Origin of the sequence: Pseudoalteromonas rhizosphaerae, from assembly GCF_028885455.1 — a bacterium.
Classification (GTDB): Bacteria; Pseudomonadota; Gammaproteobacteria; order Enterobacterales; family Alteromonadaceae; genus Pseudoalteromonas; species Pseudoalteromonas rhizosphaerae.
Genome location: NZ_CP118496.1, coordinates 1,662,094 through 1,687,188, shown reverse-complemented (window position 1 = coordinate 1,687,188; position 25,095 = coordinate 1,662,094). Strand labels below are relative to the sequence as shown.

The window sequence follows — 25,095 nt, the reverse complement described above, 5'->3', positions numbered from 1 at the left end:
TTTATTGTTGTAATTACATTATGTTTTCGTTGTTGATTATTCTGATAGTAAAAAGTTTGTTGTTTGCGTTTGATGCTCTATCACATCGTCTTGACTGCGATCTTTTAACCCCACCCCTGACAGGTTTAAACGTTTCGCTTCTTGTAAAAGATATAAAGTCCGTTGTGCTGCATCCTGATATGACAGCCCCGCAGGACGAATATTAGAGATACAATTACGACAAGCATCATTCAGCCCTGTTTTTGGCTGCCAAGTTAAATACAGCCCTAAACTATCTGGAGAACTTAGCCCTGGCCGTTCACCAATTAATACCAGCACCACCTTGGCATTAAGGAGCTCACCTATGTCGTCGCCTATCGCCACTCTACCTTGCTCAACTAAGCTGATCGGTGCCAAACGCCATGGCTCTGGTTGTTCACGCAGTATCGTCAGTAACTGAACAAGAAAAGGATGGGCATTTTTTTGTACTGCTAAAGACGATAAACCATCAACAATAACGATTGCGATATCATGGTGTAACTCAGTGGCTATAGCCGCTTTCCTCATATAGTTGCTTAGCTGATCGCGCGATGCTTGATCCAGTTTTCGACCTAGATCAGGGCGTTGTAAATAATGATTGCGATCCACGGCTTGGCTATGTAAATGCAGTGGTGACGCGCAAAAATCCTCTAGCTGTTCACTTAACGCAGCTAAATCCAATGGAAAATTAACCGCATCTCGTGCTTGCGCATGGGAGAGTTGAAACGCCAACATTTCAGCCGTCGGAAGACTGATCCCAGCGCGCCCTAAACCAATGCGTGCATCGGTAAAGCTGCGTAGTTGCCGCCATGGGTTATGCACCACTTTGCCATTATCTTGATGTTGTTGCTGTATTTGCTGTGCCGTTTTGGGAGATGAGTTTTTCATGGCTGTCCACCACTTAAAGCTTTCAAAGAACGCGCAAATTGTGACGGTAACGTGTCAGACAAAATATGCTGCTGGGTATCTGTCATAATGTTCATTTTTGCCAGCCAAAGTTCGAATTCAGGTGCTGGACGCAAACCTAATACCCGCCTTGCATACAGAGCATCATGAAATGAGGTGGTTTGATAGTTAAGCATAATATCGTCAGATCCGGGGATCCCCATTACAAACGAACACCCTGCTACACCGAGTAAGGTCAGTAAGTTGTCCATATCATTTTGATCTGCCTCAGCATGGTTGGTGTAGCACACATCACAGCCCATAGGCACACCCAGTAATTTGGCACAAAAATGGTCTTCAAGCCCTGCTCGAGTAATTTCTTTGCCATCAAATAGATATTCCGGGCCAATAAAACCCACTACGGTATTGACCAGTAACGGTTTGAATTTTCGCGCTACGGCATAAGCACGGGTTTCACACGTTTGTTGATCAAGCCCATGGTGGGCATTTGCTGATAGCGAGCTGCCCTGCCCCGTTTCAAAATACATCACATTATTGCCTACTGTTCCGCGTTTTAAACTTTGTGCTGCATCTTGCGCCTCAGCAAGTGTATTTAAATTAAAACCAAAACTTGAGTTAGTCGCCTCAGTCCCCCCTATAGACTGAAACACTAAGTCAACCGGCGCACCGGCCTCAATACATTCAATAGTGTTAGTTACATGCGTGAGAACGCAGCTTTGAGTCGGGATCTGGTATTTTTCAATCACATCATCCATTAACCGCATTAATTTAATCGCTTGTGCAACATTATCAGTCGCGGGGTTAATACCAATTACGGCATCGCCACTGCCATACAGCAGCCCATCTAAAATACTCGCGGCAATGCCATTTACATTATCTGTTGGATGATTAGGCTGTAAGCGTGTTGATAAGTGGCCAGGTAAGCCAATGGTATTTCTAAATGCAGTCGTGACATGGCACTTTTTGGCAACTAAGATCAGATCTTGATTACGCATTATTTTACTAACCGCAGCAGCCATTTCGGGGGTAATACCCGCTCTGATTGTCGCTAAAACATGGCTTGTTGCGTGATCACTCAGCAGCCAATTACGAAAATCACCTACCGTTAAATGTGCGATTGCTGCAAATGCGTTAGTGTCATGTTCATCTATTATTAGCCGAGTAATTTCATCGTCTTCATAAGGGATCAAGGCGTCGTTCAAGAATGTTTTTAAAGGGACTTCTGCCAGCGTCATTTGTGCCACGGCTCGCTCTTCGGCAGAACTGGCAATAACACCTGCTAAGCTATCACCAGAGCGCTGCGGGGTCGCTTTAGCCATTAACTGTGCGAGATTGTTAAATTGGTAGGTTTTACTTCCTAACGTGTATCGATACGATTGACTCATAAACTTACCTTGCTGACAAAATGTGTGTTAAAAAGGATAGGCACAGCTATTGCTTTCACTACAATAAAAAGCAATAAAAAAACAATAAACAGTGCAACGATTCTTTTAAGGTAGCTTATAGCGTACCAAGCAACTATCAAGTTTTGGCAAATGTTATTTAAACAATAAAAATCAAATAGTTAAAATTAAAAATCGGACAACTACTGTTTGCTTGTAATAATTAGCCTGGGGTGTAATACGCAACTATGCAACATAATTTACCGACAAATGCACCAAGTAAGTGCACTTTAGCTACGACCGATGTGGACCAGCAGGCGGGAAACCTAACAAACTGGCAACAAAAATATGATCAAGTCAGTGATGGCCGCTTTTATGGCTGTATTGATGAAGTGGCTTATGATGGTTTGCAAGTGTTTAAAGAATATACCCAGTGCGCATTACGACAACAGTGTAAAGTATGGCCAAATGCGTTATGGCTTGGTATTCCGGTAAACGCACAAAACAGTAAAATTAACGGTCTCACCATCGCTGATAATCAATTAATGTGCCGCCCAAGTGATTGCAACTTTGAGCTGATCACCCCTGAGCAATTTAATATTTATGGCATGGTGATCAATCAAGATACGCTTCATCAAATTGCTCAGCGACAAGGGTTGTCGCTTCAGGGCATTTGTGAACATGGATCACCGCGTATTACAACATCACCACAAACACTGCAACGTGCTCGTGAATGCATTGAACAAATCATTTATGCTAATAGCGGTGGAGCAAGTGCAGCTTTACAACACGATATTTTATTAAGTTTAGTGCTGCATTTACTGCAATCACAACTCCCCCAGCAAAAAGTAACCCCAAGTTATAAACATCGTAAAAACGTTGTTGATAAAGCGAAAGAATTTATTCACGATCACCCAGACAACATAGTGACTATCACCCAATTATGTGAGTTTACCTACGTTTGTCGACGGACTTTACAATACAGCTTTGAAAGTATTTTAGGCATCAATCCGTTGCGTTTTTTACGCATGACCCGGCTTAACCAAATACGCCGTGAACTCAGTGATCCGCAACAAAATAAACCCATTTCAATGATTGCCGCCAATTGGGGCTTTTGGCATCCGGGCCAGTTTGCTAAAGACTATAAACAACTATTTGGCGAAAACCCTTCAGACACAGTAAAACGTGCGCGGCTTTAGTGGTATCAATTATAGCTAGTTAATTAATAGGTATAGCTGGCAATTATTTGCTTGATATTCGATTGCATATCAATGATCGCTGCATTAATGGAGCGCACATTGTCCATCGTGACCGTTTTTTTACTGAGCATAAAATGGATTGGATTATCATGAATAACATAAGGATGCAGTGTAATACCGGGGATTTTTTCTTGGCTTATGAGGTATAACCCAGATATTTCATCATCAATCATAAAATCGACGCGTTTAGCTTTTAACATATATAGCCGATGCTTGAGCAAAGGTACTCGTACAAGTAAATCTTTATTGTTTGTGACTTTGCTTAGCTGCTCAAATTCTTTACCATAATAACCACCATTATTTACGGCTATGGTTTTTTGTTGCGCCAACAGGCTGGCTAAATCGTGTGTTAGATACTTAGTATCTTCATACCAGAACAGCCGCATTTTCTCACGTCTATATGGGGTTGAAAAGTGACTATATTGGGCACGTTGTTGATTGAAACTCGCAGCAGTTAATATATCCACGCGGCCATTTTCAAGCTCGACCAAACCGCGCTTTGATGACGGCAAAGGCACAAACTTACTACAGAATCCAGCATGCTTTAACACCAAACGGCTGATCTCTACATCTATTCCTGTAAGAGCCTGCTCACCATCAAAGACAAATGGTGGCCAAGGTAATATCACCCCTACTTGCAGAGTTTTTTCGCAGCTGTTACTAATTGGACTCAATAATATCAGAAATAAATAAATGTATTTGATAACTACAGCCTAGTTAAATTACAGACGCTTTTTACAGTATGGTGCATCTGACTCGAAAAACCAAAAAAAGCAGCCCGAAAGCTGCTTTAAGTAAATTACATATTAACCTTATTACCTCAAAGTAGGCTTGGGTAATAGGCTAATTAAAGTAATTTCCATACGCCTGCTACGCCTGGCTCATTTCCTTGAGTCCACCACTTAGCTTGGTATTTATTGCCTTGGTGCATTACTTCATCACCGCTATTATAAACAGCCGCAGATTGCCAAACTACTGAACCAGTATCATCTACTGGTGGAGTTGTTGCTTCCCAAACGCCACCTAAATCAGGACGATTACCTTGAGTCCACCATTTAGCTTTGTATGTAATACCGTTATAAACAACAATATCGCCGCCAACATATACCTTACTGACATCCCACGTATCACCTGTAGGAGGCGTTGTATCTGTGTTAGTTACCGTTACAGTAAAGCTTTGAGTGGTAGCAACTTGGCCGTCACTTACTGCCACAGATACTGTCAAATTAGTATCAGCATCGACTGCGCCCGCCGTAAGATTAACACTGGCACCACTGCCAACTAATGTAAGACCTGCAGGGACATTCCATGTATAAGTCAGTGCGTCGTTTTGCGCATCAGAGGCAACAACCGTTACTGCTGCAGAAGCGCCTTCTTCAACAGTGATATCAGCAATCGCATCAACTGTCGGTGCAGTGTTGTCAACAGTTGTTGGCGCGATGACATTAACCACAACACTTTGGCTTACCGTTGCTTTGCCATCAGTTACACTGACGGTTGCCGTAAACTGGCTGTCTTGGGTTACGTCAGGTGCAGTAATTGCTAATGTATTTGTAGCACTACCAGATACCGTTAATTCAGATGATGCAGTCCAACTAAACGTTAGTGGATCATTATCGGCATCTGTTGCTGAAGCACTGACAGAAACACTTTCGCCAGCGTTCACGGTTACAGTGCTTGATACTGATAACACTGGTTTTTTATTACTTGGTGGTGTAACAACTCCACCTAAGCCATCGTGCATAGCATTGAGAATATCGCCATTATCGGCATCAATTTCCCATGCAAATAACCCACCTAAGTTATATTGATTAACATAAGCACCTTTAGCTATCACTGACTCACGGCTATCGTAAGTAATTAGTTTACCTGTGGCGCGATTCCACACATACGCAGCTTGCGCTTGGTCATCGTAGCCTACTTCAAAGCCATTAACACCAGTGCCTGCAGCACCAATCATATGAGTTTTGATGCCTTTATAATCAATAACGCCATCTTCCCACACGCCTTGTGCTGTTGAGCCTTTTAATGGACCGGAGCCTGTTGCTGTCATAGGGTTACCATCAATAGTGGTGCCTGTTGGATAAACACCTTCCCAACCACGGCCATACATAGCAGTACCAACAACAATTTTTTTCGAGTTTACATTTTGTGCTAATAATAACTGTACTGCGTTATCTGTTGTATAAGCAGGGCCTTTACGTGGCTCACCGTTTTCATCTACGCCCGTACCATTACATTGCCCTACGCTCATATGCTCACCACAATAAAGCGCAGTTTGATGGCCAGTTACGCCACTCCATGCTCCATAAAAGTCATAAGTCATAGCGAAAATATAATCCATGTATTGGCTAGCGGCTTGGTAGTCAACGTCTTCAATTTTATCGTAACCAGCGCCAATTGCTGACGTAAGCTCATAAGTACGGCCTGTTTCAGCTTCAAGCTTATCAAGCATAGCGCGCAGCTCTTGCATTAACGCAACGTATGCAGGACCATCATTTATCGGATCGCCAATATCTGGGTTAGGGCCGTCACCACCAGGAAATTCCCAGTCAATATCAACACCATCGTAAAACTTCCAGGTTCTTAAAAACTCTTCCATTGATGCTACAAAGGTGTCGCGGTTAGCTTTATTAGTAAAACCACCAAATGGATCAGAAAGCGTCCAGCCACCTACTGATGGTAAGATTTTAAGATCCGGATAACGCTGCTTAAGTGCCATTAACTGTGAATAAGTACCACGGATTGGATCTTTTGCATCCACACCTGGCAATGCTTTTTGCACAGCGGCCCATGGATCGTGGATAACCACTTCATAATCAGCAGAGCCAGCACAGGCTGTTTCAAGTGCTTGTTTAGGGCTGCCAGTTAATGATGCATTTTCACCACAAATTGGAATAAAGCCATATAAAATGTGACTTAAGTTTTGTGCCGGGATATTTGTAACATCATAATCTCGTCCGTAAATACCCCACTCAACAAAATACGCACCGGTCACTAACCCTGCTTTGGTACCAATATCACGGTTATTAGGATCAACATCCATCGGCAGTGGCGCTAAGTGCCCGCCGTCGGTATCTGCAATCACGATTGGCTTACCAGCACTGCGTGCACAAGTAGTACCGCCTTCGCATAGTTCTACATATAATGTATGGCGACCAGCTTTGTCATAAGGGAAAGAAATAGTCCCGGTCTTAGAACCTGCAGCAAGTGTACCTTCATTTACCAACATATCATCAAAGTAAACTTTGTAGCTGTCACCACCGTCACCGCTCCATGCACTCCATTGAATGTTGATAGCAACTTCATCAACACGAGTAACAAGTTGTTTATATGATCCATTACCTTCTAGATCCACTTCAACAAAAGAATACTGTTGCGGTTCCCAATTAATACTTGGTGTAGACGGTGCTGCAACGGCTGTACTTGCAAATAGAGCAACGCCAATGGCTGCTGTTAACTGTTTAATATTCATATTTCTCTCTTATCCATTATTTATTTAATTATTTAATAAGTTTGAACTACAAAACTTAGGCTTCTGATTAAAGTTTGGTCCATACATTGGCTTGTCCAGGTGTATCACCTTGAGTCCACCACTTAGCGCTATAGCGCTGTCCTTGATAGGTTACTTCAGCACCACTTTGATAGGCTTTACTTACATTCCAATCGTTATTCATACCCGGTTGTGAATCGCTTTGCCATGCATTAGAACTATCAGGTTGCTGACCCTGACTCCACCATTTCGCGGTATAAACAACACCTTGGAAACTGGCTTTGTCACCGGCTTGATAAACTGCACTACTGCTCCAAGCAGCAACATCAGGTTCAGTGATAACGCTGTCATTTACAGTGACTTTAAAGCTAGTTTGAGTACTTAATTGACCATCCGAAACCGAAACCGACACGGTATAATCTGTGCTTGTTGATACCTCTGGCGCACTAATCACCACGTTTGCGTCACCACCGGTAAAGCTCAGTGGTGCTGGCACTGACCAGCTGTAGTTCAATTGCGTTTGTTCATCATCAAAAGCATGAAGGTGTACGGCTGTGCTGGTGTTTTCATCGACAACTAAATCATCCAGAGTATGTACAATTGGCGCAGTATTAGTGGGAGCGCTTTGCACACTTAAGGTATAAGTGTAATTTTCATTACTGCTATACACTTGATTAGTCAGTACATCAGTACTGTTATAAACCACGTCACCGGCTTGATTTTGCACGCCAATTTGTACTAAATGGGCATAATCTAAGTTCAGTTGTTGTGCCAGTGCTTGCTGCCAACTCGCTTGATTCGCAGCGGTCACTTTTAATTGCTGATTGATAACCTCTTGGCCATTTTCATCAAATAAACGTGCCCAAACAGTGTCACCCGCAATGGCACTTTGTCCTTGACGAACAAAGTAACCAACACTTGACCAAACACTCGGATCCGTCGGCCCTGCGTCTGTCACAATATTGATATCGCTACAGTTATAGAAACCTTCCCCCACCACATCAATACGTTGCCAACGGCTATATAAAATAGCATCGCCGCTGCGCCCTTGTGGAATAGCAACATTCATTTCGTAATAACGCTTTCCATCGGTATCTTTGATAACGTCAATATTTTCATGTTGTTGAACTAGCTCTAAGTCAGCCCACGTCAATACATCTGTTGCTGCATTAAAGCTTGGTTTAGTTAAATAAAACTGCCAAAAACTGGGATTATGCGGCGTTGCTGCTAAGTAACGAATTTGAATTTCACCATTGGCATTAGGTACCACATCACTGCGTTGCCAATGCGGCGAAGGTAAATCCATACCACGCTTTGCGTTGTCACCACCGGCACATAACGACCCATTTGGTACCTTAGCCTCTACCGCGGCTTGATTTAAGTAGTCCGGTGTATTAACTGAAAACTCAATATCTTGTACAAATTGCACTGTACCCGACTCTAAAAATGCGGCACGACAAGCAAGGTTTGGAATATTAGTGCCATCTTCGGGCCACCAATACCCACCATCGGCTTGGCAAAAAGCTTGCCGCGCTTTTGGGCTATCCATATAACCATGAGCATTCACTTGCGCTGGCATAATTGTTAGTAATACGCTGCTTGCCACTGCCGAGAGTGATAAAGTTTTAAATTTAATAGCTATCATTGTTTTGTCCTTGAAAAGCTGAAATTTTGGGACAAGCAAACTTGCCCCTATTATTTACTTACAGACTACAACTTTTAGTCCAGTCAGCTGTTGCTCCAGGTTCAGAACTTGTCCACCACTTCGCTTTATAAACGGCACTGTTATGAACCATTAAGTCACCGCCTGCGGCATGGCTTGGATTGCCTGCCCAGTCTTTTTGAGGGAAGTTTGGATATACAGGGATTGAGCTCACAGCCACACCTTCACACATACCAGATGTATCGCCACCACCATTACCAGGACCCGTGGTGTCGCCGCCACCGGTAGTCCCATCAGGCAATTGTGGGTATTCAAATTTGAACGCGTAAACTTTGCCATCTTTTTCTATAGTAAAGTTACTAGGACCGGTAATTGGCATGTAATACATAACTTGCGCATTGACTGTTTTGCCACCACTGAAGTCTTTCGGTTGACCGCCCCATTCATTGTTCAGAGTGATTGAAAAACGGTGGAATTCATTTTCATACCCACCAATGTTGTTACCTGCTGCATTTGAGCCATTTACTTCAACTGCCATGCCCAATTTTTCTTGTGCGTTCCAGTTAGATTTAAAAATAGCCGATGTTGATACAGGTACATCAAACGAAATTTTCGCACCGCTTAGATCAATATTGGAGTTATTAGTAAACGCAAATGTTGGGCTAATTGGGTAGTTATCATCACCAATTGGGAAGTCTTTTGCTGCAAACGTTACATCTACCGCTTCAGTTGGTACAACAAAGTTTGGATTACCTGGATGAGTGTCGTACGCCACACCACTTTGGTTAAACTTGTCATAAGCCAAAGTTGTTAAGGTAGAACCCATGAAGTACTCACCTTTTGCTGAGTCAAAATCATAATCACCAGCAAGTTCCCAAAACATGATACCGCCAAGGCCATTGTTAATTACGTAATCAACTTTAGCTGCCATAGACTGCTCATCTTCAATAGATAGGAATACTTTTTTCTCTGAGTTCCATAACCAAGGTGCAACAGCAACGCTGTCATAGTGACGTGTATAAGTACCCGTTAATTGATCATCAACATCAGTCTCTGGTGTTAAGCCATACACACCTAAGTACGAACCAACAATGCCGTTCTCAAGATTTTTAACATGCCACAACGGGTTAGAACCTGCTGGCATTTCTTGTCCTGCATCGTTCTTATCATGCCAAAGATTATCAATGCCTAATGCGCCATTACCACACTTGTTCTTTTCGCCAACGCCGGTACCTGTTGCGCAATCTGCTTGATTAGGTAGTGCAGATTGCCCCCACAGCCCATTAGTACCACCGCTGACATCTTTAAAACCACGGGTATAATAAGGAATACCAATATTGATACGCCCTGCCGATACTGCGCCGCGGAAATAACGTACCGCCCAATCAGTATTTAAATAACCAATCCCTTCAAACTCTTTAGTGCCATATACATTCCACTGCGCAAGCTCGGAGTCAAGACCGGTATCAAATAAGGCAGCGTTGTGGCCAACATGCGAGTTCCATGCACCGTGAAGGTCGTAAGACATGATGTTAACGTAATCGAGGTATTTAACCGTTTGGAATGTTTCCATACCACGAAGTAAATAACCTGAAGAAGGCGATGCAATTGTTAGTAAATAATGTTTACCCGCTTTTTCACCAGCACGGTCTAACTCTTCGCGCAGCTTTTTCATTAGTACTTGGTAAGATGCATTTAAACCTGCACGACGTGCATTTGAAATTGGGAAATCATCAGGGTGACCTGAATCTTTCATTGATGATGGGTATTCATAATCAATATCAACACCATCAAAACCATATTTCTCAATGAACTCGACTGAGCTTTTTGCAAAGGCATCAATGCCCGCTTGATTAACTGAACCATCTGCATTGGTCGTCATGGTATAAAAACCACCACTTTCAACGCGGCCCGTTTCATCAAAGAAACCACCCGTTTCAGCCCAACCACCTACAGATACTAATGTTTTAACGTGTGGGTGTTGTTTTTTGAATTTGTTTAAAAGATTGAAGTGACCTTTATACGAGAAGCTTGGGTCCATTTCGGCACCTACCACTCCTGGCCATTCCATATTTGTAGCTGGATTACCGGCTGCATTTGGATCGCCAATCGATACTTTATTATTGGCATCAACATGAGCAAACGCATAGTTGATATGAGTTATTTTATCCCATGGAATATCATTTACTAAATAGCTCGGTTGGCCATTTGCGCCATTGCGCCAACTGGTAAAGTAACCAATTACACGACGCGGATGATCAACACCCATTATCTCACGACCATCTGCATCATACACAGTACAATACGGCGTATTTACACCTGGTGTTTGATATAACCCCTGCGGATGACAATCAGTTCCAGTCACTGGTCCGGTATTTTCTTCAACAACAGTAAGCACCTTTGTTACTTGGGCTGTTGCGCCTTCGTTATCAGTTACCGTTAACGTAAAGGTTGCCTGACCAAGCGCTGTTGCTTGCCAAGCATAACTGCTTGATGCCGTACTTGCTTGGTGCACATCAGCACCATTAACCGCAAAGTTAAGTGCCGTTACTTGACCATCACTGTCAGTACCTGCAAGAGCAAACACTACTTGTGAGCCAACCGTTAATTCTGTTGGTAAACTACTGAAACTAATTGTTGCCACCGGTGCTTGATTAACCGGATCCACGATTTCAGTAACGCTGATCGTATTGATCACTTGCGAAGATTGCGCGCCGTCATCATCGGTTGCTACTGCACTCAATTGATGAGTGCCGACAACCGCGGGCCAATTAGTACTAAACGGTGCGCTACTATCAGTTGCGATTAATGCACCATCAACAAAAAACTCAACTTTTGTCACAGAACCATCTTCATCGGTTGCTTGCGCAGTTATGACAACGCTGTCTTTATCGGCAAATTGAGAATTATTTGCAGGAGTTAATACTGTAATATTGGGTGCCTGATTCTCAGTGACAGCGCTGTCACACAAACCCAAAAGTTTCCATTCTTGCCACGGGCCTGAATTCTCTAAAGGGTTTGATTGTGTCCACCACTTTGCCTCATATGCACTATTTTGTGTGTGTACTTGGCTGCCACCGCTGTGAGTTTGACCCGTTTGCCATTGCGTTAATGCACTACAGTCGACTGCTGCGTGCACACTTAAGCCTACAAAACTGAGTGACACCGCACTTAGTTTGAAAGCATTTTTTATTGTCATTTGTGAGCTCATAGCTCCTCCGCCCAGGGTTAAATATAACATTAAATTTACAACTCAGTTTAAAAACTACCACAGTTAACTCATACGTCAACTTAATTTGGATATGTGATGTATAGAAAACAGCCATTTCATTAACCAAAAAGGACTATAAATTATATTTTTCATCAGCATTTAACATCAAATAAAAACCATGCAGTTTAAAGAATGGGTAATTTCGCACACAAAATATGAACACAAGGTTAATTTATGGTTACATTTTATTTGTGAGTATCTTCGCGGGCTCTAGCAAGTTTTACGAAAACGTAAACGTGAGTGTGAATAGGTATAAACAATAAGGTGGTAGACTATATAACCAAAAAACCTCGATTAGAAAAAAATTATCTAAGCGAGGTCTTATAAAAATTTCTGAGCTTGCTATTTTTTATAAAAAATAGCGTTTAGAACAAAAGCCCTATTTGATCACAACGTCATTAAGCGGCGATTAAATAGGACTCTTGTCCTGCATGCTTTTTGTTGCGCTTGTAAGCACCTTTACCTTTTTTAGCAGCTACAATTTGTGGTTTAAAAATTTTCGATGTCACTAATGCGGCTAATGCATTATCGCGAATAACACCCCGACCTGTATCTACTGATGTTGTAGATTTAGTCACTTTAGAACGACGTTTACTCATTTATTTTTCCTCTTTAAAAGTTTTGCGATTGTATGCTTGATATAAAAAAACACAAGCATTTTAAATCAAAAAGCCCGCTTATTTGCGGGCTTAATAACAACTATAAATTTAGAAACTAAAACTTACTTTTGCGTAATAACTTCTGCCATCAAAGCCATAAGGCAATGCACGTACAGGGTATTTAAATGCGCCATTGGTGATAAAGTTTAGTACTTCGTCATCACCTAGTTCATCTGGCGTTTCGTCAAATACGTTATCGGCACCAACCGAAAGCACAAACATATCATTAATTTGGTAGCTAACATTTAAATCAACTAACACTGCTGATTCAACCGTACTAGTTGGTTTGAATGAACCTGTTGGCGAAAGCTCACCCGGTAATGATATATGGTCGTTACCAAAATATTTTACATCAGTTTCGCCAAAGTAATTAAAACGAATGGTTGAAGTGTATGCATCACGTTCGTAGTCAAAGGTAAGTGTTGCTCGTTCACTAGGCTGTCCGTCGGTAAAAAAGCTGCGTTGTAAATCATCAAATGCAACCGATTCTGGAATGCCGTCCGCTGCGTTTACACCATCAATTTTAGTATCGTTTAAGTTACCCGCAAAAGTAACACCAAAGTTACCGCCTTCTACATCGGTACGATATGATGCAATTATATCAACGCCTTGAGTGGTTGAATCAACTGAGTTCGAGAAGTAGTTAGCTTGTACAGCGCCGGTTGCTTGTAAAGCAGCAACAGCCTCAGAGCTAAACGATACATCGTCAGCCGTTAATAAACTGCCAAGTGTAATACGGTCTTCAATTTCTACGCGGTAAAAATCAACCGTTAACGAAAGTTCGCTTGTGACATCGTAAACAAAACCAGCACTGTAGTTTGTCGATGTCTCAAGCTTTAAGCTATCTACACCTAGTGCACTTGGGAAAGCAGTGCCCGTATTTGCAGTAAATGATTGCGTTAACGTGCCGTCGGATCCTAAGTTAGTAGTAAATGCTGTATAGCCACTTTGCTGCAGCGAAGGGGCCCTAAAGCCAGTAGATACCGCACCACGTACTGCAAAGTCATCGTTAAATTCATAACGCGTTGCTAACTTACCAATTAAGTCATCTCCAGCATCAGAGAAATCTTCATAGCGAAGTGCACCACTGACGTTCCATGCATCAGTAAGCATAGTTTCAACATCTACGTAAAATGCGTAGCTGTTACGGTCGCTCTGATTTGCAGCTTCTGGACGCAAACCGTTATAAGCTTGAAAGCCACATTGTGCAAATTGCTCAGGGTCGTTCACTGATGGATACGATGTATCCATGTTTGCTAAACCACATGCGTACGATGCTTCATCACCAGGTACTATCTGGTAATTTTCTTTACGGTACTCTGCACCAATTGTTACATAGAGTGGTTCGCCGCGACCAATGTCCACAATACCATTTACGTCAAGGTTAATTGTTGTTTGATCGAACCTAAAACCACCTGAGTAACCACCACTTGGGCCTGCATTTGCTGCTATATCAGCATCACTTGCCGTTGGGTTATTAAATAAATACTCCGCCGCGTAAGAAGCGTTTAATGTATTGCGTGATGTAAAGTCATATTGGTTTTCACCATAAACTGCCGATACATCGTAATTCCAATCTGGATTAATATCACCTTTAAAACCTAGCGCAATAGAAATATCCTGTGCTTCGTTATAAATGCGCGGTAAAAAACCATCACTGTATACTTGAGTAACATTTTTAGATGCTTCGTTAAAGTTACGGTAAAAGCCGTTACCCAGTGCAGTGCGCTCAGAGTAACCACCAAACGAGTAAAGCTCACCGTCGCCCATTGGCAATGCCATATTATAAAATAACGAGGTAAATTCACTTTCCGAATTACCTTGGCCCCAACGAACGTTGTCAGATAATGTACCTGGCTCTACATCAAGCGATCCACCTGTATCGCGCTCTGCGCGGTTAGTACCATCGGCATCACGATACTCAAGAGATAAATTAATAAAACCGCCTTCTGTGCCCAAATCAAAACCGCGATTTAAACCCGCCGAAATGGTATCGCCATCACCTTCAGCTGTTTCACTATATTGTACATAACCAGTTGTTATACCAGTTGAATCATTCAGTGATAAGTTAATGACCCCAGCAATAGCATCAGAGCCATACTGCGCTGCAGCACCATCGCGTAATACTTCAACGCCTTTAAGTGCCGTAAGTGGAATAGCATTCATATCGGTACCCGCAGCACCTGCACCAACTGTACCATTAAGGCCAAAAATAGATTGATTATGACGGCGCTTACCATTTACTAAAACCAGGGTTTGGTCTGGCTGTAAGCCGCGTAATGTTGCTGGGCGAAATAAATCGGAACCGTCAGAAACTTGTGTACGCGAAAAATTAAACGATGGCGCTGTAGCTTGTAAGCTTTGACCAAGCTCGGTAAAGCCACCTTTATTTAAATCATCAGCGTCAATTAAATCAATGGGTGACGAAGATTCAGTTGCTGTGCGGTTAGAAACCCGTGAACCTAAAACGGAAATTTGTTCTATGTTTTTTTCTGCTTGAACTTGTGCGTCTTCAGCTATGACAGCTGAGCTGCTAAATGCAAGTCCTACGGCGATAGCCAATGTATTTAAACGAAGTATTGTCATGTGTGTTGTTCGACCCTGTTGACTCTTCACCTGTTTACTCGATTGCAGTAATAAACAAGTAAATTCATAAAAGTTATAATTAGTGTAATGCAGCGTCATTTACATAATGACGCCTTGACGAACATCCTAGCAACATACACATATAAAAAGAAACATATTTAACTGCGACAATGGTCGATATATGCAAAAATTAGCTAAATTTTCTTCTATTTCATGTTTTTGATTGAATTTTAAACAAAAAAAAGCATGATTATTCAAATCATGCTGGTTGTTAAAACTATGTTTTCTAGCCTTCTTCTTCCCACAAAGCCAGTTTTTCATCTTCTAGCATCAATGCCATGGATGCAATGCCAGTAAGACTTTCATCTAATCCGGTATACAGTAGCGCAAAGCCTTCACTAAGTACCGCAGGTTCTGGATGCTCTTTGAGCGAATCTGGCCACATCGCAAAAGTGGCTAGTAAATTAAGCGTCGCTTCAAAGTTATCAATAAATAACTGTCCATCCGCCTGATTCTCAACGACCTGTTTATCAGCACTGAGTAAAAAGTTAAAGTCATGCTGCCATACTTCTTGATTCACCATATAAGCAGCTAAATAGCCTACACACCATTGTTGTAGTTGCTCACTCGGCGCTTTAGCATCTTTACCATGAGGATAAATACTTGCCAGTATATGCTGCTGCGCTACCTGAGCTTCGGTCACATTATCCAGCAGCGTGATCATTGCGTCATGCTCCGCTGAGCTTGTCATTAATTGGGTATAAATAGGGTCATTTTTATCAGCAATATAATTGGCAATTTCTGACTCGCCATAAAATTCCGAGCACGCCAATAACCCACTGATAAAACCAATCACGCTGTCAGTACTCACCACTTTTAGTTCAGGGTGCTGACTTAGATAATCCCTAAGAACCAATTCACTTTTTTCATTAAGCATTATTCACCCTCAAGTTATTATAAAATTCATACCTACACTAACCAACAATTGGCTAATTTAAAAGCAAATTATTACTTAACCTAACTCTGGTTAAATAGTTTTTGCCTGAGTTAAGGTCGCTCACTCAACACTGGAAATATACATCGCACACATGTACCTATATTTACGGTGCTCTCAATTTCAATTTTTCCCTGATGATCATTAACCATAGTGTACACTAATGGCATGCCCATACCGGTCCCCCTGCCAACTGGTTTAGTAGTAAAAAATGGATCAAAAACTTTTGCAAGCACTTGCTCACTCATGCCACAACCATTGTCATTAACACTAATAATTATTTGCTGGTCGTCGCTATCAACTTGCACGTGAATATGTGCTTGTCTATCAATTAATGCTTCGCAACTATGTGAAGCATTAATAAGTATGTTAACCATTATTTGATTGATGGTTGCCAAATCACAATAACTCAGCGGCAATGTCGTTATTGATGTGGTTAACTGACAACCTTTTAATTGGTTTTTAAGCAATTTAAGCGCATTTTTCACAGCATCTGTCATATCAGCCAATTGTTTCTTGTTAGTTGTTGGTCGCGCAAAATTAAGCAAATTACTCACGATTTGATTAATGCGCCTTAAGCCTTCTGCACTATCGGCCACTAGTTGATGAATATCTTGCTGCAGTTCAGCAAATGATTGCTGCTCACTAAGTGATGCTAACTGTTGTTGAAAATTTGTTTCACTAATCCTCTTGGCTAAATATTGCTGGTTTAAATCAAGTAACTCACAAAAGCCATGCATGCTCTGTTGCAAACTTTCTACATTACTCATTGCATAAGCTAAGGGATTATTAATTTCATGGGCAACCCCGGCACATAAGGTACCTAAAGTGGCCATTTTTTCTGCTTGAATAAATAACTGCTGTTGATACTCAAGATCAGCTACTTTTTTTATTAACTCTTCATTTAGTGCATATAAAACGCGACTTTTATCTTCAATCAGCTGCTCAGCCTTTAAACGCGCGGTACGTTCACGAAAATAAGCTTGCTTGTAGTCTTCATCTATCGCATCCATCTTAATTAACCAGCAATTAAAAACGATTATCTTGTCATTAAAATTAGCACAATTGATGCCAATGACACGGTTTAATTAGAAAAACCATAGCAGACAGGCTATGGTTAATAATATTGTTTATCCATAGGTACAATCGTGAGTCAATCAGCAGACCTACCAACCATGCAAGTATTATGCGTTGACGATGATGAGATTGTACTACGTTCTTTATCGCGGCTGTTCAAAACGCAGCAACTTACGGTACTTACCAGTGATTCACCTATAGATGCACTAAAATTAATCAAACAGTATGAATTTGATGTAATTATTAGCGATATGCGGATGCCAAAAATGAATGGCGCTGAATTTTTTCAACAAGCGCAAAAATTAGCACCTGATACTCAGCGTATTTTACTTACTGGTTATGCAGATATCGAAATCACCTTAGCAGCTGTTAATCAAGGCAAGATCCATGGCTATATCCAAAAACCATGGCAAAATGACTTATTACTACGTTCCATCACCGACAGTATTGAAAAATATCAACTTAAAAAACAAAACCTGAAACTCCAACAACAAATTAATCGCCATAATGAAGTCCTCAAAGAACTTAATAGTTCCCTTGAACAGCGCGTTGAAAAAAGAACCAAACAAATAAAACAAGTACTTAAAAAACTCGAAATTGCCAACGCCCATGAAAAACACGAACATAGTTCAACAGTTGAGTTGCTCTATAATTTCATTAATGCCAATCCATATTTAGATGGCACCAAAGCGCAGAACATTGCCAATACCTGTACGCAAATAGCAAAACAGTTGCAGCTACCGCCAAAAAATATAGAAATGGCGGCAATGGCTGGTTACTTAGCTCAGATAGGGCTGTTAGCAATGGATCCCGCACTTTATGAAAAACCCGTGCATGCGCTTAATGAACAGCAACGCAAAAGTTATTATACGCATCCAAGTACAGCACAATTGATGTTAATGCCTGCGACTCATCTGCATGAAGTGTCTGACGCCATTTATCACCAGTACGAACGCTATAACGGTAATGGCCTACCTAAAGGATTAAAAGGTAATGATATTCCTCTTAGTGCAATGATACTCGCGCTTGCACGTGACTATTGGGATGCATTTGAACAAAGTAATTTAAAAGATGAAGAAAAGCACCAACATGCACTCGAAACAGTAAAAATGTACAGCGGTAACTTTTACCATCCTAAATTAGTGCAAGCTTTGGAGGCTTGCCGAGTTAAATGTATTAAGCAGCAAGCAAAAGTAGGCTCGATGAAAATAATAACGGCCAAAGAGCTAGCCATCAATATGGTACTTAGCCATGCACTGCATAGTCACACGGGTATTATGTTGCTACCAAAGGGGCATATATTTAGTGCTAAATCCATTGAAAAGTTACAGCAACTAGAAGCTAAAAAACCGACTCCATTTAGGATCATGATCAAATCATTGTAAATCAGTGATCCTATTTACCCTTTCATTCGTTACAATAAGCTATTAATATTAATAGCATATATTCCATAACCGTCTATTTTGCTTTAGGAGCATTGCGTGTCGCGATTTTCAGCCGTTACCGATAACCCTCATGATCAGCGTTTTAATCAAAAAACAGGGATTTTACTGACCAACTTAGGCAGCCCCGATGCCCCAACAGCAAGTGCATTGCGTATTTACTTACGTGAGTTTTTGTCAGATCCTCGTATCGTAGAAATACCGCGTATTGTGTGGATGATCATCCTGCATGGCATCATTTTGCGTATTCGCCCAAAACGCTCAGCTAAACTATATAAAAGTATCTGGACTGAAAATGGCTCGCCACTGACCCATATTACACGCCAGCAAAGCCTTAAATTAAATGCCTTATTAAAACAGCATGGCTATACCAATACCGAAGTGGTTATGGCGATGCGCTACGGTAATCCATCAATCGAAGCGGGCCTTGAAGAGCTCAGAGATAAAGGCTTAACCCGCATTATTGTGTTGCCACTTTACCCACAATATTCAAGCCCAACGACAGGCTCAACATTTGATGCCGTGGCGAATGTATTAAAAAAATGGCGCTGGGTGCCAGAGCTTCACTTTATAAATGGGTATCACAAAAACCCAACCTACCTAGAGTCACTCGCTAACAGCATTAGCGAAGATTTAGAAAAACACGGTATGCCACAAAAAATGGTGTTTTCGTACCACGGTATGCCTAAACAGTTTTTAGATAATGGCGATCCCTATCACTGCCTATGCCAACAAACCACCCGTTTAGTGGTAGAAAAGCTAGGCCTAGACAAAGACAAAGTGATCACCACTTTCCAAAGCCGTTTTGGTAAAGCTGAGTGGTTAAAACCTTACACAGATGCAACCCTTGAGAGCTTACCAAGCGAAGGGATTAAAGACGTGGCTATTATCAGCCCTGCATTTAGCGCTGATTGCCTTGAGACACTTGAAGAATTAGAAGGTGAAAACCGAGAGATTTTTGAACAAGCTGGCGGTGAAAAATACCGTTATATAGCTGCGCTTAATGATAGAGACGATCATATTAACGCGTTATTTGAGGTGCTTAAACCAAACTTATAAATTAAACTTTAACACTGCCGCGCAGCGCTTTGGTATTACCATGTTTGGTTTTCTTATCCATGCGTCTGCGCTGTGAATTACGTGTTGGCTTAGTAGCACGACGAGCACGTTCAACCTTAGTGGCTGATAAAATAAGCTGTTTTAGTCGCTTTAACGCATCTTCCCTGTTTAGCTCTTGAGTTCGATGACTTTGCGCTTTGAGAACAATCACACCTTCTTTAGTGATACGACTATCATTGAACGCCAACAACCGCTCTTTATAAAACTCTGGTAACTTTGAGCGATTAATATCAAAGCGAAGGTGGATCGCACTGGCCACTTTATTAACATTTTGACCACCCGCTCCTTGTGAACGAATAGCTGACAGCTCGACTTCCCATTCATCGATTGTTACGGTATTTGAAATAATTAACATGAGGTTCAGCTACATCAGGCAAAAATGTAGTATATCATCTGATGTTAACAGACTAAAACCCTCTTTAATTTATAGCGGTTATCTAATTAATAGTCTTTAATGCAACTAACAATTGAATAAAGGTGCTCAACATGAAAAAAATAATTTTATCTCTTAGTTTGTTAGCAATGAGTTTTTCAAGCCTTGCGGCAGATATCACAGAAAAAGATTTACAAGGTTATATGAAAGCATTACCCGCGGTTGTTGATTGGTCACAAAGTCAAGATTCATTAAAAAGCATGGATTTGGGTAGTATGTTAGGTGGCTCTGAAGGGGGCTCGACTGCAATGGCATTAGGCGCCCTTGGTACAATCAAAGATAATGATTTATACAAAGAGTTTGCAGCCCTTACCAATAAATATGGTTTCACCCCTGAACAACTAATTACTATGGGTTCTGAAGTCTCAATGGCTTACCTTGAAAACATCAAAGGTAATTTATCGCCAGAAAACAAAGATAAAGTAAATCAGTTAATGGGCGGTTTGCAAAGTATGGGCGGCTCGAAAAATAACAGCGCTAGTTCAATGATGGGCACACTTGGTAACTCAGCTAATGCTGCTAATACAGGTGCGCCGGTTGTTAGCGAAAGTAATTTAAAACTAATTAAAGAATATATGCCGCAACTACAAAAACTGTTTGCCAAAGTGCAATAGGTTTTTATAAAAAAGCGACCTTTGGGTCGCTTTTTTATTGGTTGTAACTCCCCCAGCTGAAACTTATACTGGCTGCAATCATTAGCGACTTTAATTATTGATTTTATGCCATTAAGTACTTTGCCGCCCGCCACAACTGATAACGACCAAAAACAACTGTGTGTATTACTTGCACTGATAATAAGTGGCTCATCGCATGGCTATGAGAACTCTGTTCAACAGCTCACTAAACGTCTTTATAGTCACATTAAAAATGGCTATTCATTTTCTCAAGCTGAAGTCGCTAAATACACTAAACAACTCGAATCTAAAGATTTAATTTGGAAGCTCCCCTACGGACCAAACTTTCGTATATCAGTTAGCGCAGTTGCTTATGTAGCTATTAATGCGATAAAACATCAGCCAGTTTTATTGCATGCTTTCTTAACCGAAGCTACAAAAAGCTATTATTACCACGATAAAGCAGTGCACTTTCTGCACCTGCTATTTAATGATCTTGACCGCGCAAAAAGCGGAAAAAAACCGCTCCCTGGTGATTTATCACTTGAGCTTGATAGCGGCTTTGTTAATTTGCTCGCGCAATCACCATACAGCGAGCAACTGTGGCAATGCCTACCTGAGCAATGGCAACAGCTTTGCTTAGATAACTTTATCCGCGGTCAATTTTTCAATCTCACCAGTGAGCGTGCATGGCCGACTCTGATTGCCAAAGCGCTCCCAACAACAGAGCTGAGAAAACGTATTTATCTGAATGAGAATTTAGCCATATTATTACAAGAAGATAATTTTGCTGAATTGCTAGATGATAAAAGAGACCGTGTTTTAGCCACTTTTTATGAAGCAAATACCAATGCCATCAAGGGTGAGTTTATTGATATTGCTTTGATACAGTATAAAAGCGCTTTAACAGCGTTTAGAAAAAACTTTGGCAAAGGCATCTATCCGACCGAGATCACCGGATTACTTTACACTATATGCCTATTTATCAGTGCAACCGCAGCAGATATTAAACAACTAAATACCTGTCGAAAATGGTATCAAAAAAATCTTGGGGAATTAAGCCACCCAAGCCAAGCGATTGATTATTTGCTGGAAGAGGATTTAGCTAACTATCAAAACCATCGTTTAAGCAACAGCTTAAGTCATCTACTTGGTAACCCGAATGCATTAGCGCCATTATTTTGCTTATTACTGGCAATTATTAAAAACGCCACAGACGAACAGGTAAATCATCTAAGGGGTGATACTGAACTGTTAGAACAGCTCAATAGCGCAATTAATGCGCATCAACACTGGTTAGCTGAGCAATGCCAGCACTTAGTTAATTGGCTTAGCGATGACACACCATTACCCAATACTGGTTTATTACAGCACTTTACCCGCGTCCCACAATGGCAGCGTTGGCTTAATGATATTAGCCAAATTGATACGCCCACTGCGCAGCAACGAATTATATGGCAACTGGATTTAACCCATTTAGATTTACCGCTCATACAAGCCAAAGTACAGCAACTCAATGCCAAAGGCGAATGGACCAAAGGTCGTAAAGTAAACGCCCAAGAACTTGCTTATAACCAGTATCAAGATGCATTAACCAGCGCCGATCATAACTTAGTACAAGTGCTCAACAACCATGCCGGTTTTGGTTATCACGAGATACACGCAACGGCCGCGGTATTACAAGCATTAATAGGGTTTAAAGGGCTTGAAGATCACAATGGACAGCCACTTACGCTGATCAAAGGCGAGTTTGTCATTGAAATTGCACAAGACAGCAATGATTGCTATCGCCTGGTAATGCAACCGAGTATCAGCGATCCGGACTGTGACTTTTTACTTATCCACAGTCACGCAAATTGTTACCAAGTATTCGCCATTGATGACAAACAGCTCAAATTACTGCAATTATTTGAGCAACAACCCAATAATTTAACCGAAGAAAAACTGCCACAACTAAATGCCGCATTACAAGTACTGGCTAACGAGCATCATATTAGCAGCCAGCGTACCGAGTTTGCTCATATCAACAACGTACGCCAAGGCTTGTGTGAATTTGCCGCAGTGATCGCTCTTACCCAATTAGGTATCAACATTAACTTTTATGCCATGCCAAATGGCGTAGATGGCCCTTGGGTTGAGCCCGGCATTGGTGCTTTGACACTCGCACATACTGATGATGAGCAAACCGACAGCATTGTTATTAAACGTGATTTAAAAGCAGAGCAAAAAGCGTTTAGAAATTTACTGAAAAATATGGCCGGATTATTTGCTGATCGGCAATCACCGCAACATAATCAAATTCAACAGCAGTTTTATTTACCTGAAGATATTAGCCAAGCAATTGAGTTACTTGAAGCTGCGCAAAAAGCACAGTCTCTGGTATTAAGTTGGGACGAAACGAGCCAAGGCATGAAAGTTGCGAAAAGCCAGCACCTTTCTCTTAACTTAAATGATGATAACGATTGGTTAAGCGTCAGTGGTAAAATCTCACTCCCTAGCGGCCAAATATACGAATTACAAACCCTGCTTAAAGCCCCGCGCCGTGGCAGCATTTTAGAGTTTTCGGAAGGCAATTCATTATTATTGGATCAGCGTTTAACTAACTTATTAAATCGCTTAGAAGGGATGCAAAATATTGATAAGCACAACCCAAGTGATGAACTACGGATTGCCAACGCGCGTGCATTGCCTTTACACCAAAGCATTGCCGACTTAGGTGATGTCACATTTGGTGACAGCTGGAAAACGCGTTTAGCTAAATTTGAGCAAACTATCGACCCTACCTTACCTGCACATTTAGTCCATATTTTACGAGACTATCAAGTAGTCGGGGTTAAATGGCTAATGCAACTGGCCAACTGGGGACTCAATGCTTGTTTAGCCGATGACATGGGGCTAGGTAAAACCTTACAAACCTTAACCGTGTTACAAATGCGCAGTAGTTTAGGTGCCAGTGTAGTGGTTGCGCCAAAATCTGTGTGTCATAACTGGCAAGTTGAAACCGAGCGATTCGCGCCGGCTTTGCATGTAAAAATCATTGAAAACGCCACTGCATGCGCTGATATTCTGGCAACGGCTGGTAAACACGATTTAGTGATCGTCAGTTATGGTTTACTGCCACTAATTGGTGAACAACTGGCGCAATTTTCTTTTGCTAATATTGTCTTTGACGAAGCACAAGCAATTAAAAACCCCTTGAGTTTAAGAGCTAAAGCCGCATTTGCACTCAATGGTCAATTTAAAATTGCCCTGTCAGGCACGCCAATCGAAAACCATTTAGGTGAACTGTGGAGCTTGTTTAACTTTTTAATGCCAGGCTTTTTACATACCCTGCCAGTATTTAAAAAGCGCTTTGGTAACGCCGATAAAAACCAACAACAAGCCGATACCCTGAAAACCCTCATTGCTCCATTTATCCTGCGTCGGACCAAACAAACGGTATTGACCGAGTTACCTGAAAAAACCGAAATAAACTTAACCTTTGCATTAAGTGAAAAAGAGCAAGCACTGTACGAAGCAACTCGTTTAAACGCACTTGAACAAGCAAATCAGGAAGACAGCCAATACATTACTATCTTGGCGTCATTAACTAAATTACGCCGCGCTTGTATTGCCCCGCAGTTGTTACTGGAAAATAGTAAGTTGCCATCGAGTAAACTCGACACCGCAGAAGCAATTATTGAAGAATTACTAGAAAACAACCACCAAGCGCTGATCTTCAGCCAATTTGTCGATGTGTTAAAACTGGTTGAAAAGCGCTTACAAAAACGCGGCATCGATTATTGTTATCTTGACGGCAGCATGAGTACTAACAAACGCAAACAACAAGTTGATAAATTTCAAGCAGGTCATGCACCACTGTTTTTGATCAGCTTAAAAGCAGGCGGCACGGGGCTTAATTTAACGGCGGCTGATTATGTACTGCATCTCGATCCGTGGTGGAATCCCGCGGTTGAACAACAAGCATCAGATCGCGCGCATCGCCTAGGGCAAACACGCCCCGTTACTGTGTACCGACTGATAGCACAAAATACCATTGAAGAAAAAATCCTGCAATTGCACGAACATAAACAAGCACTCGCAGATAAAGTACTCGCCGGCAGTGGTGATGCTGGGCAAATGTCTAAAGATCAACTACTGGCGCTGTTAAGTAACAGCGAAATGTAGCTCAGACCTGTT

General features: G+C 41.5%; 16 protein-coding genes. 5 read left to right on the top strand and 11 right to left on the bottom strand.

The genetic code is table 11. The features are described from left to right. Positions 1-36: 36 nt before the first annotated feature. Together eutC and PVK79_RS07205 are read right to left on the bottom strand one after the other, a co-directional pair. A complete protein-coding gene (gene eutC, locus PVK79_RS07210) occupies positions 37-906 on the bottom strand; it encodes an ethanolamine ammonia-lyase subunit EutC (RefSeq protein WP_182718244.1) in 870 nt (289 codons plus the stop codon). Continuing rightward, positions 903-2,309, bottom strand: a complete 1,407-nt coding sequence (locus tag PVK79_RS07205; protein ID WP_257326760.1) for an ethanolamine ammonia-lyase subunit EutB — start codon at positions 2,307-2,309, stop codon at positions 903-905. The genes eutC and PVK79_RS07205 overlap by 4 nt, the downstream gene beginning before the upstream one ends. A 245-nt stretch (positions 2,310-2,554) precedes the next feature. Here PVK79_RS07205 and PVK79_RS07200 point away from each other — a divergent pair, with 245 nt between their 5' ends. Then, the gene (locus PVK79_RS07200) at positions 2,555-3,505 is read left to right on the top strand and encodes a helix-turn-helix domain-containing protein (RefSeq protein WP_257326759.1); all 951 of its coding nucleotides are present in this window, start codon (positions 2,555-2,557) and stop codon (positions 3,503-3,505) included. A 23-nt stretch (positions 3,506-3,528) separates the two neighbouring features. Here the strand turns inward: PVK79_RS07200 and PVK79_RS07195 are convergent, their stop codons facing one another. From PVK79_RS07195 to PVK79_RS07160, 8 genes are all read right to left on the bottom strand, one after another. After that, the gene (locus PVK79_RS07195; protein WP_182732545.1) at positions 3,529-4,239 is read right to left on the bottom strand and encodes a substrate-binding periplasmic protein; all 711 of its coding nucleotides are present in this window, start codon (positions 4,237-4,239) and stop codon (positions 3,529-3,531) included. 173 nt (positions 4,240-4,412) lie between these two features. After that, positions 4,413-7,040 (bottom strand): glycosyl hydrolase family 18 protein, encoded by a 2,628-nt coding sequence (locus PVK79_RS07190; RefSeq protein WP_257326758.1) that lies wholly within the window; start codon positions 7,038-7,040, stop codon positions 4,413-4,415. Positions 7,041-7,107: 67 nt separating this feature from the next. After that, positions 7,108-8,703: a lytic polysaccharide monooxygenase gene (locus PVK79_RS07185; RefSeq protein ID WP_257326757.1), complete on the bottom strand. Its 1,596-nt coding sequence runs from the start codon at positions 8,701-8,703 to the stop codon at positions 7,108-7,110. A 58-nt stretch (positions 8,704-8,761) separates the two neighbouring features. Further along, positions 8,762-11,932: a glycosyl hydrolase family 18 protein gene (locus PVK79_RS07180; protein WP_257326755.1), complete on the bottom strand. Its 3,171-nt coding sequence runs from the start codon at positions 11,930-11,932 to the stop codon at positions 8,762-8,764. A 458-nt stretch (positions 11,933-12,390) separates the two neighbouring features. Next, the gene (arfA, locus tag PVK79_RS07175; protein ID WP_149981958.1) at positions 12,391-12,591 is read right to left on the bottom strand and encodes an alternative ribosome rescue factor ArfA; all 201 of its coding nucleotides are present in this window, start codon (positions 12,589-12,591) and stop codon (positions 12,391-12,393) included. 108 nt (positions 12,592-12,699) lie between these two features. Next, entirely contained in the window at positions 12,700-15,237 is a 2,538-nt protein-coding gene (locus PVK79_RS07170) for a TonB-dependent receptor plug domain-containing protein (RefSeq protein WP_257326754.1), read from the bottom strand. 286 nt (positions 15,238-15,523) lie between these two features. Next, complete coding sequence (locus tag PVK79_RS07165; protein ID WP_257326753.1) at positions 15,524-16,174, bottom strand: UPF0149 family protein; 651 nt, start codon at positions 16,172-16,174, stop codon at positions 15,524-15,526. A 110-nt stretch (positions 16,175-16,284) separates the two neighbouring features. Continuing rightward, the gene (locus PVK79_RS07160; RefSeq protein ID WP_257326752.1) at positions 16,285-17,244 is read right to left on the bottom strand and encodes a sensor histidine kinase; all 960 of its coding nucleotides are present in this window, start codon (positions 17,242-17,244) and stop codon (positions 16,285-16,287) included. 162 nt (positions 17,245-17,406) lie between these two features. Between PVK79_RS07160 and nosR the strand changes: the two genes are divergently transcribed. Then, positions 17,407-18,693: a response regulator c-di-GMP phosphodiesterase, NosR family gene (gene nosR, locus PVK79_RS07155; RefSeq protein WP_149982010.1), complete on the top strand. Its 1,287-nt coding sequence runs from the start codon at positions 17,407-17,409 to the stop codon at positions 18,691-18,693. Between the two features lie 96 nt (positions 18,694-18,789). Next, complete coding sequence (hemH, locus tag PVK79_RS07150) at positions 18,790-19,809, top strand: ferrochelatase (RefSeq protein WP_145239845.1); 1,020 nt, start codon at positions 18,790-18,792, stop codon at positions 19,807-19,809. A 1-nt stretch (position 19,810) separates the two neighbouring features. On the opposite strand, the gene arfB is transcribed toward hemH, so the two are convergent. Then, positions 19,811-20,224, bottom strand: coding sequence for an alternative ribosome rescue aminoacyl-tRNA hydrolase ArfB (gene arfB / locus PVK79_RS07145; RefSeq protein WP_145239847.1), 414 nt, complete (start codon positions 20,222-20,224; stop codon positions 19,811-19,813). A gap of 131 nt (positions 20,225-20,355) precedes the next feature. Between arfB and PVK79_RS07140 the strand changes: the two genes are divergently transcribed. Both PVK79_RS07140 and PVK79_RS07135 read left to right on the top strand, forming a co-directional pair. Continuing rightward, a complete protein-coding gene (locus PVK79_RS07140; RefSeq protein ID WP_257326750.1) occupies positions 20,356-20,916 on the top strand; it encodes a short-chain dehydrogenase in 561 nt (186 codons plus the stop codon). 105 nt (positions 20,917-21,021) lie between these two features. Next, the gene (locus tag PVK79_RS07135; protein ID WP_257326749.1) at positions 21,022-25,083 is read left to right on the top strand and encodes a DEAD/DEAH box helicase; all 4,062 of its coding nucleotides are present in this window, start codon (positions 21,022-21,024) and stop codon (positions 25,081-25,083) included. The last annotated feature ends 12 nt before the right edge of the window (positions 25,084-25,095 follow it).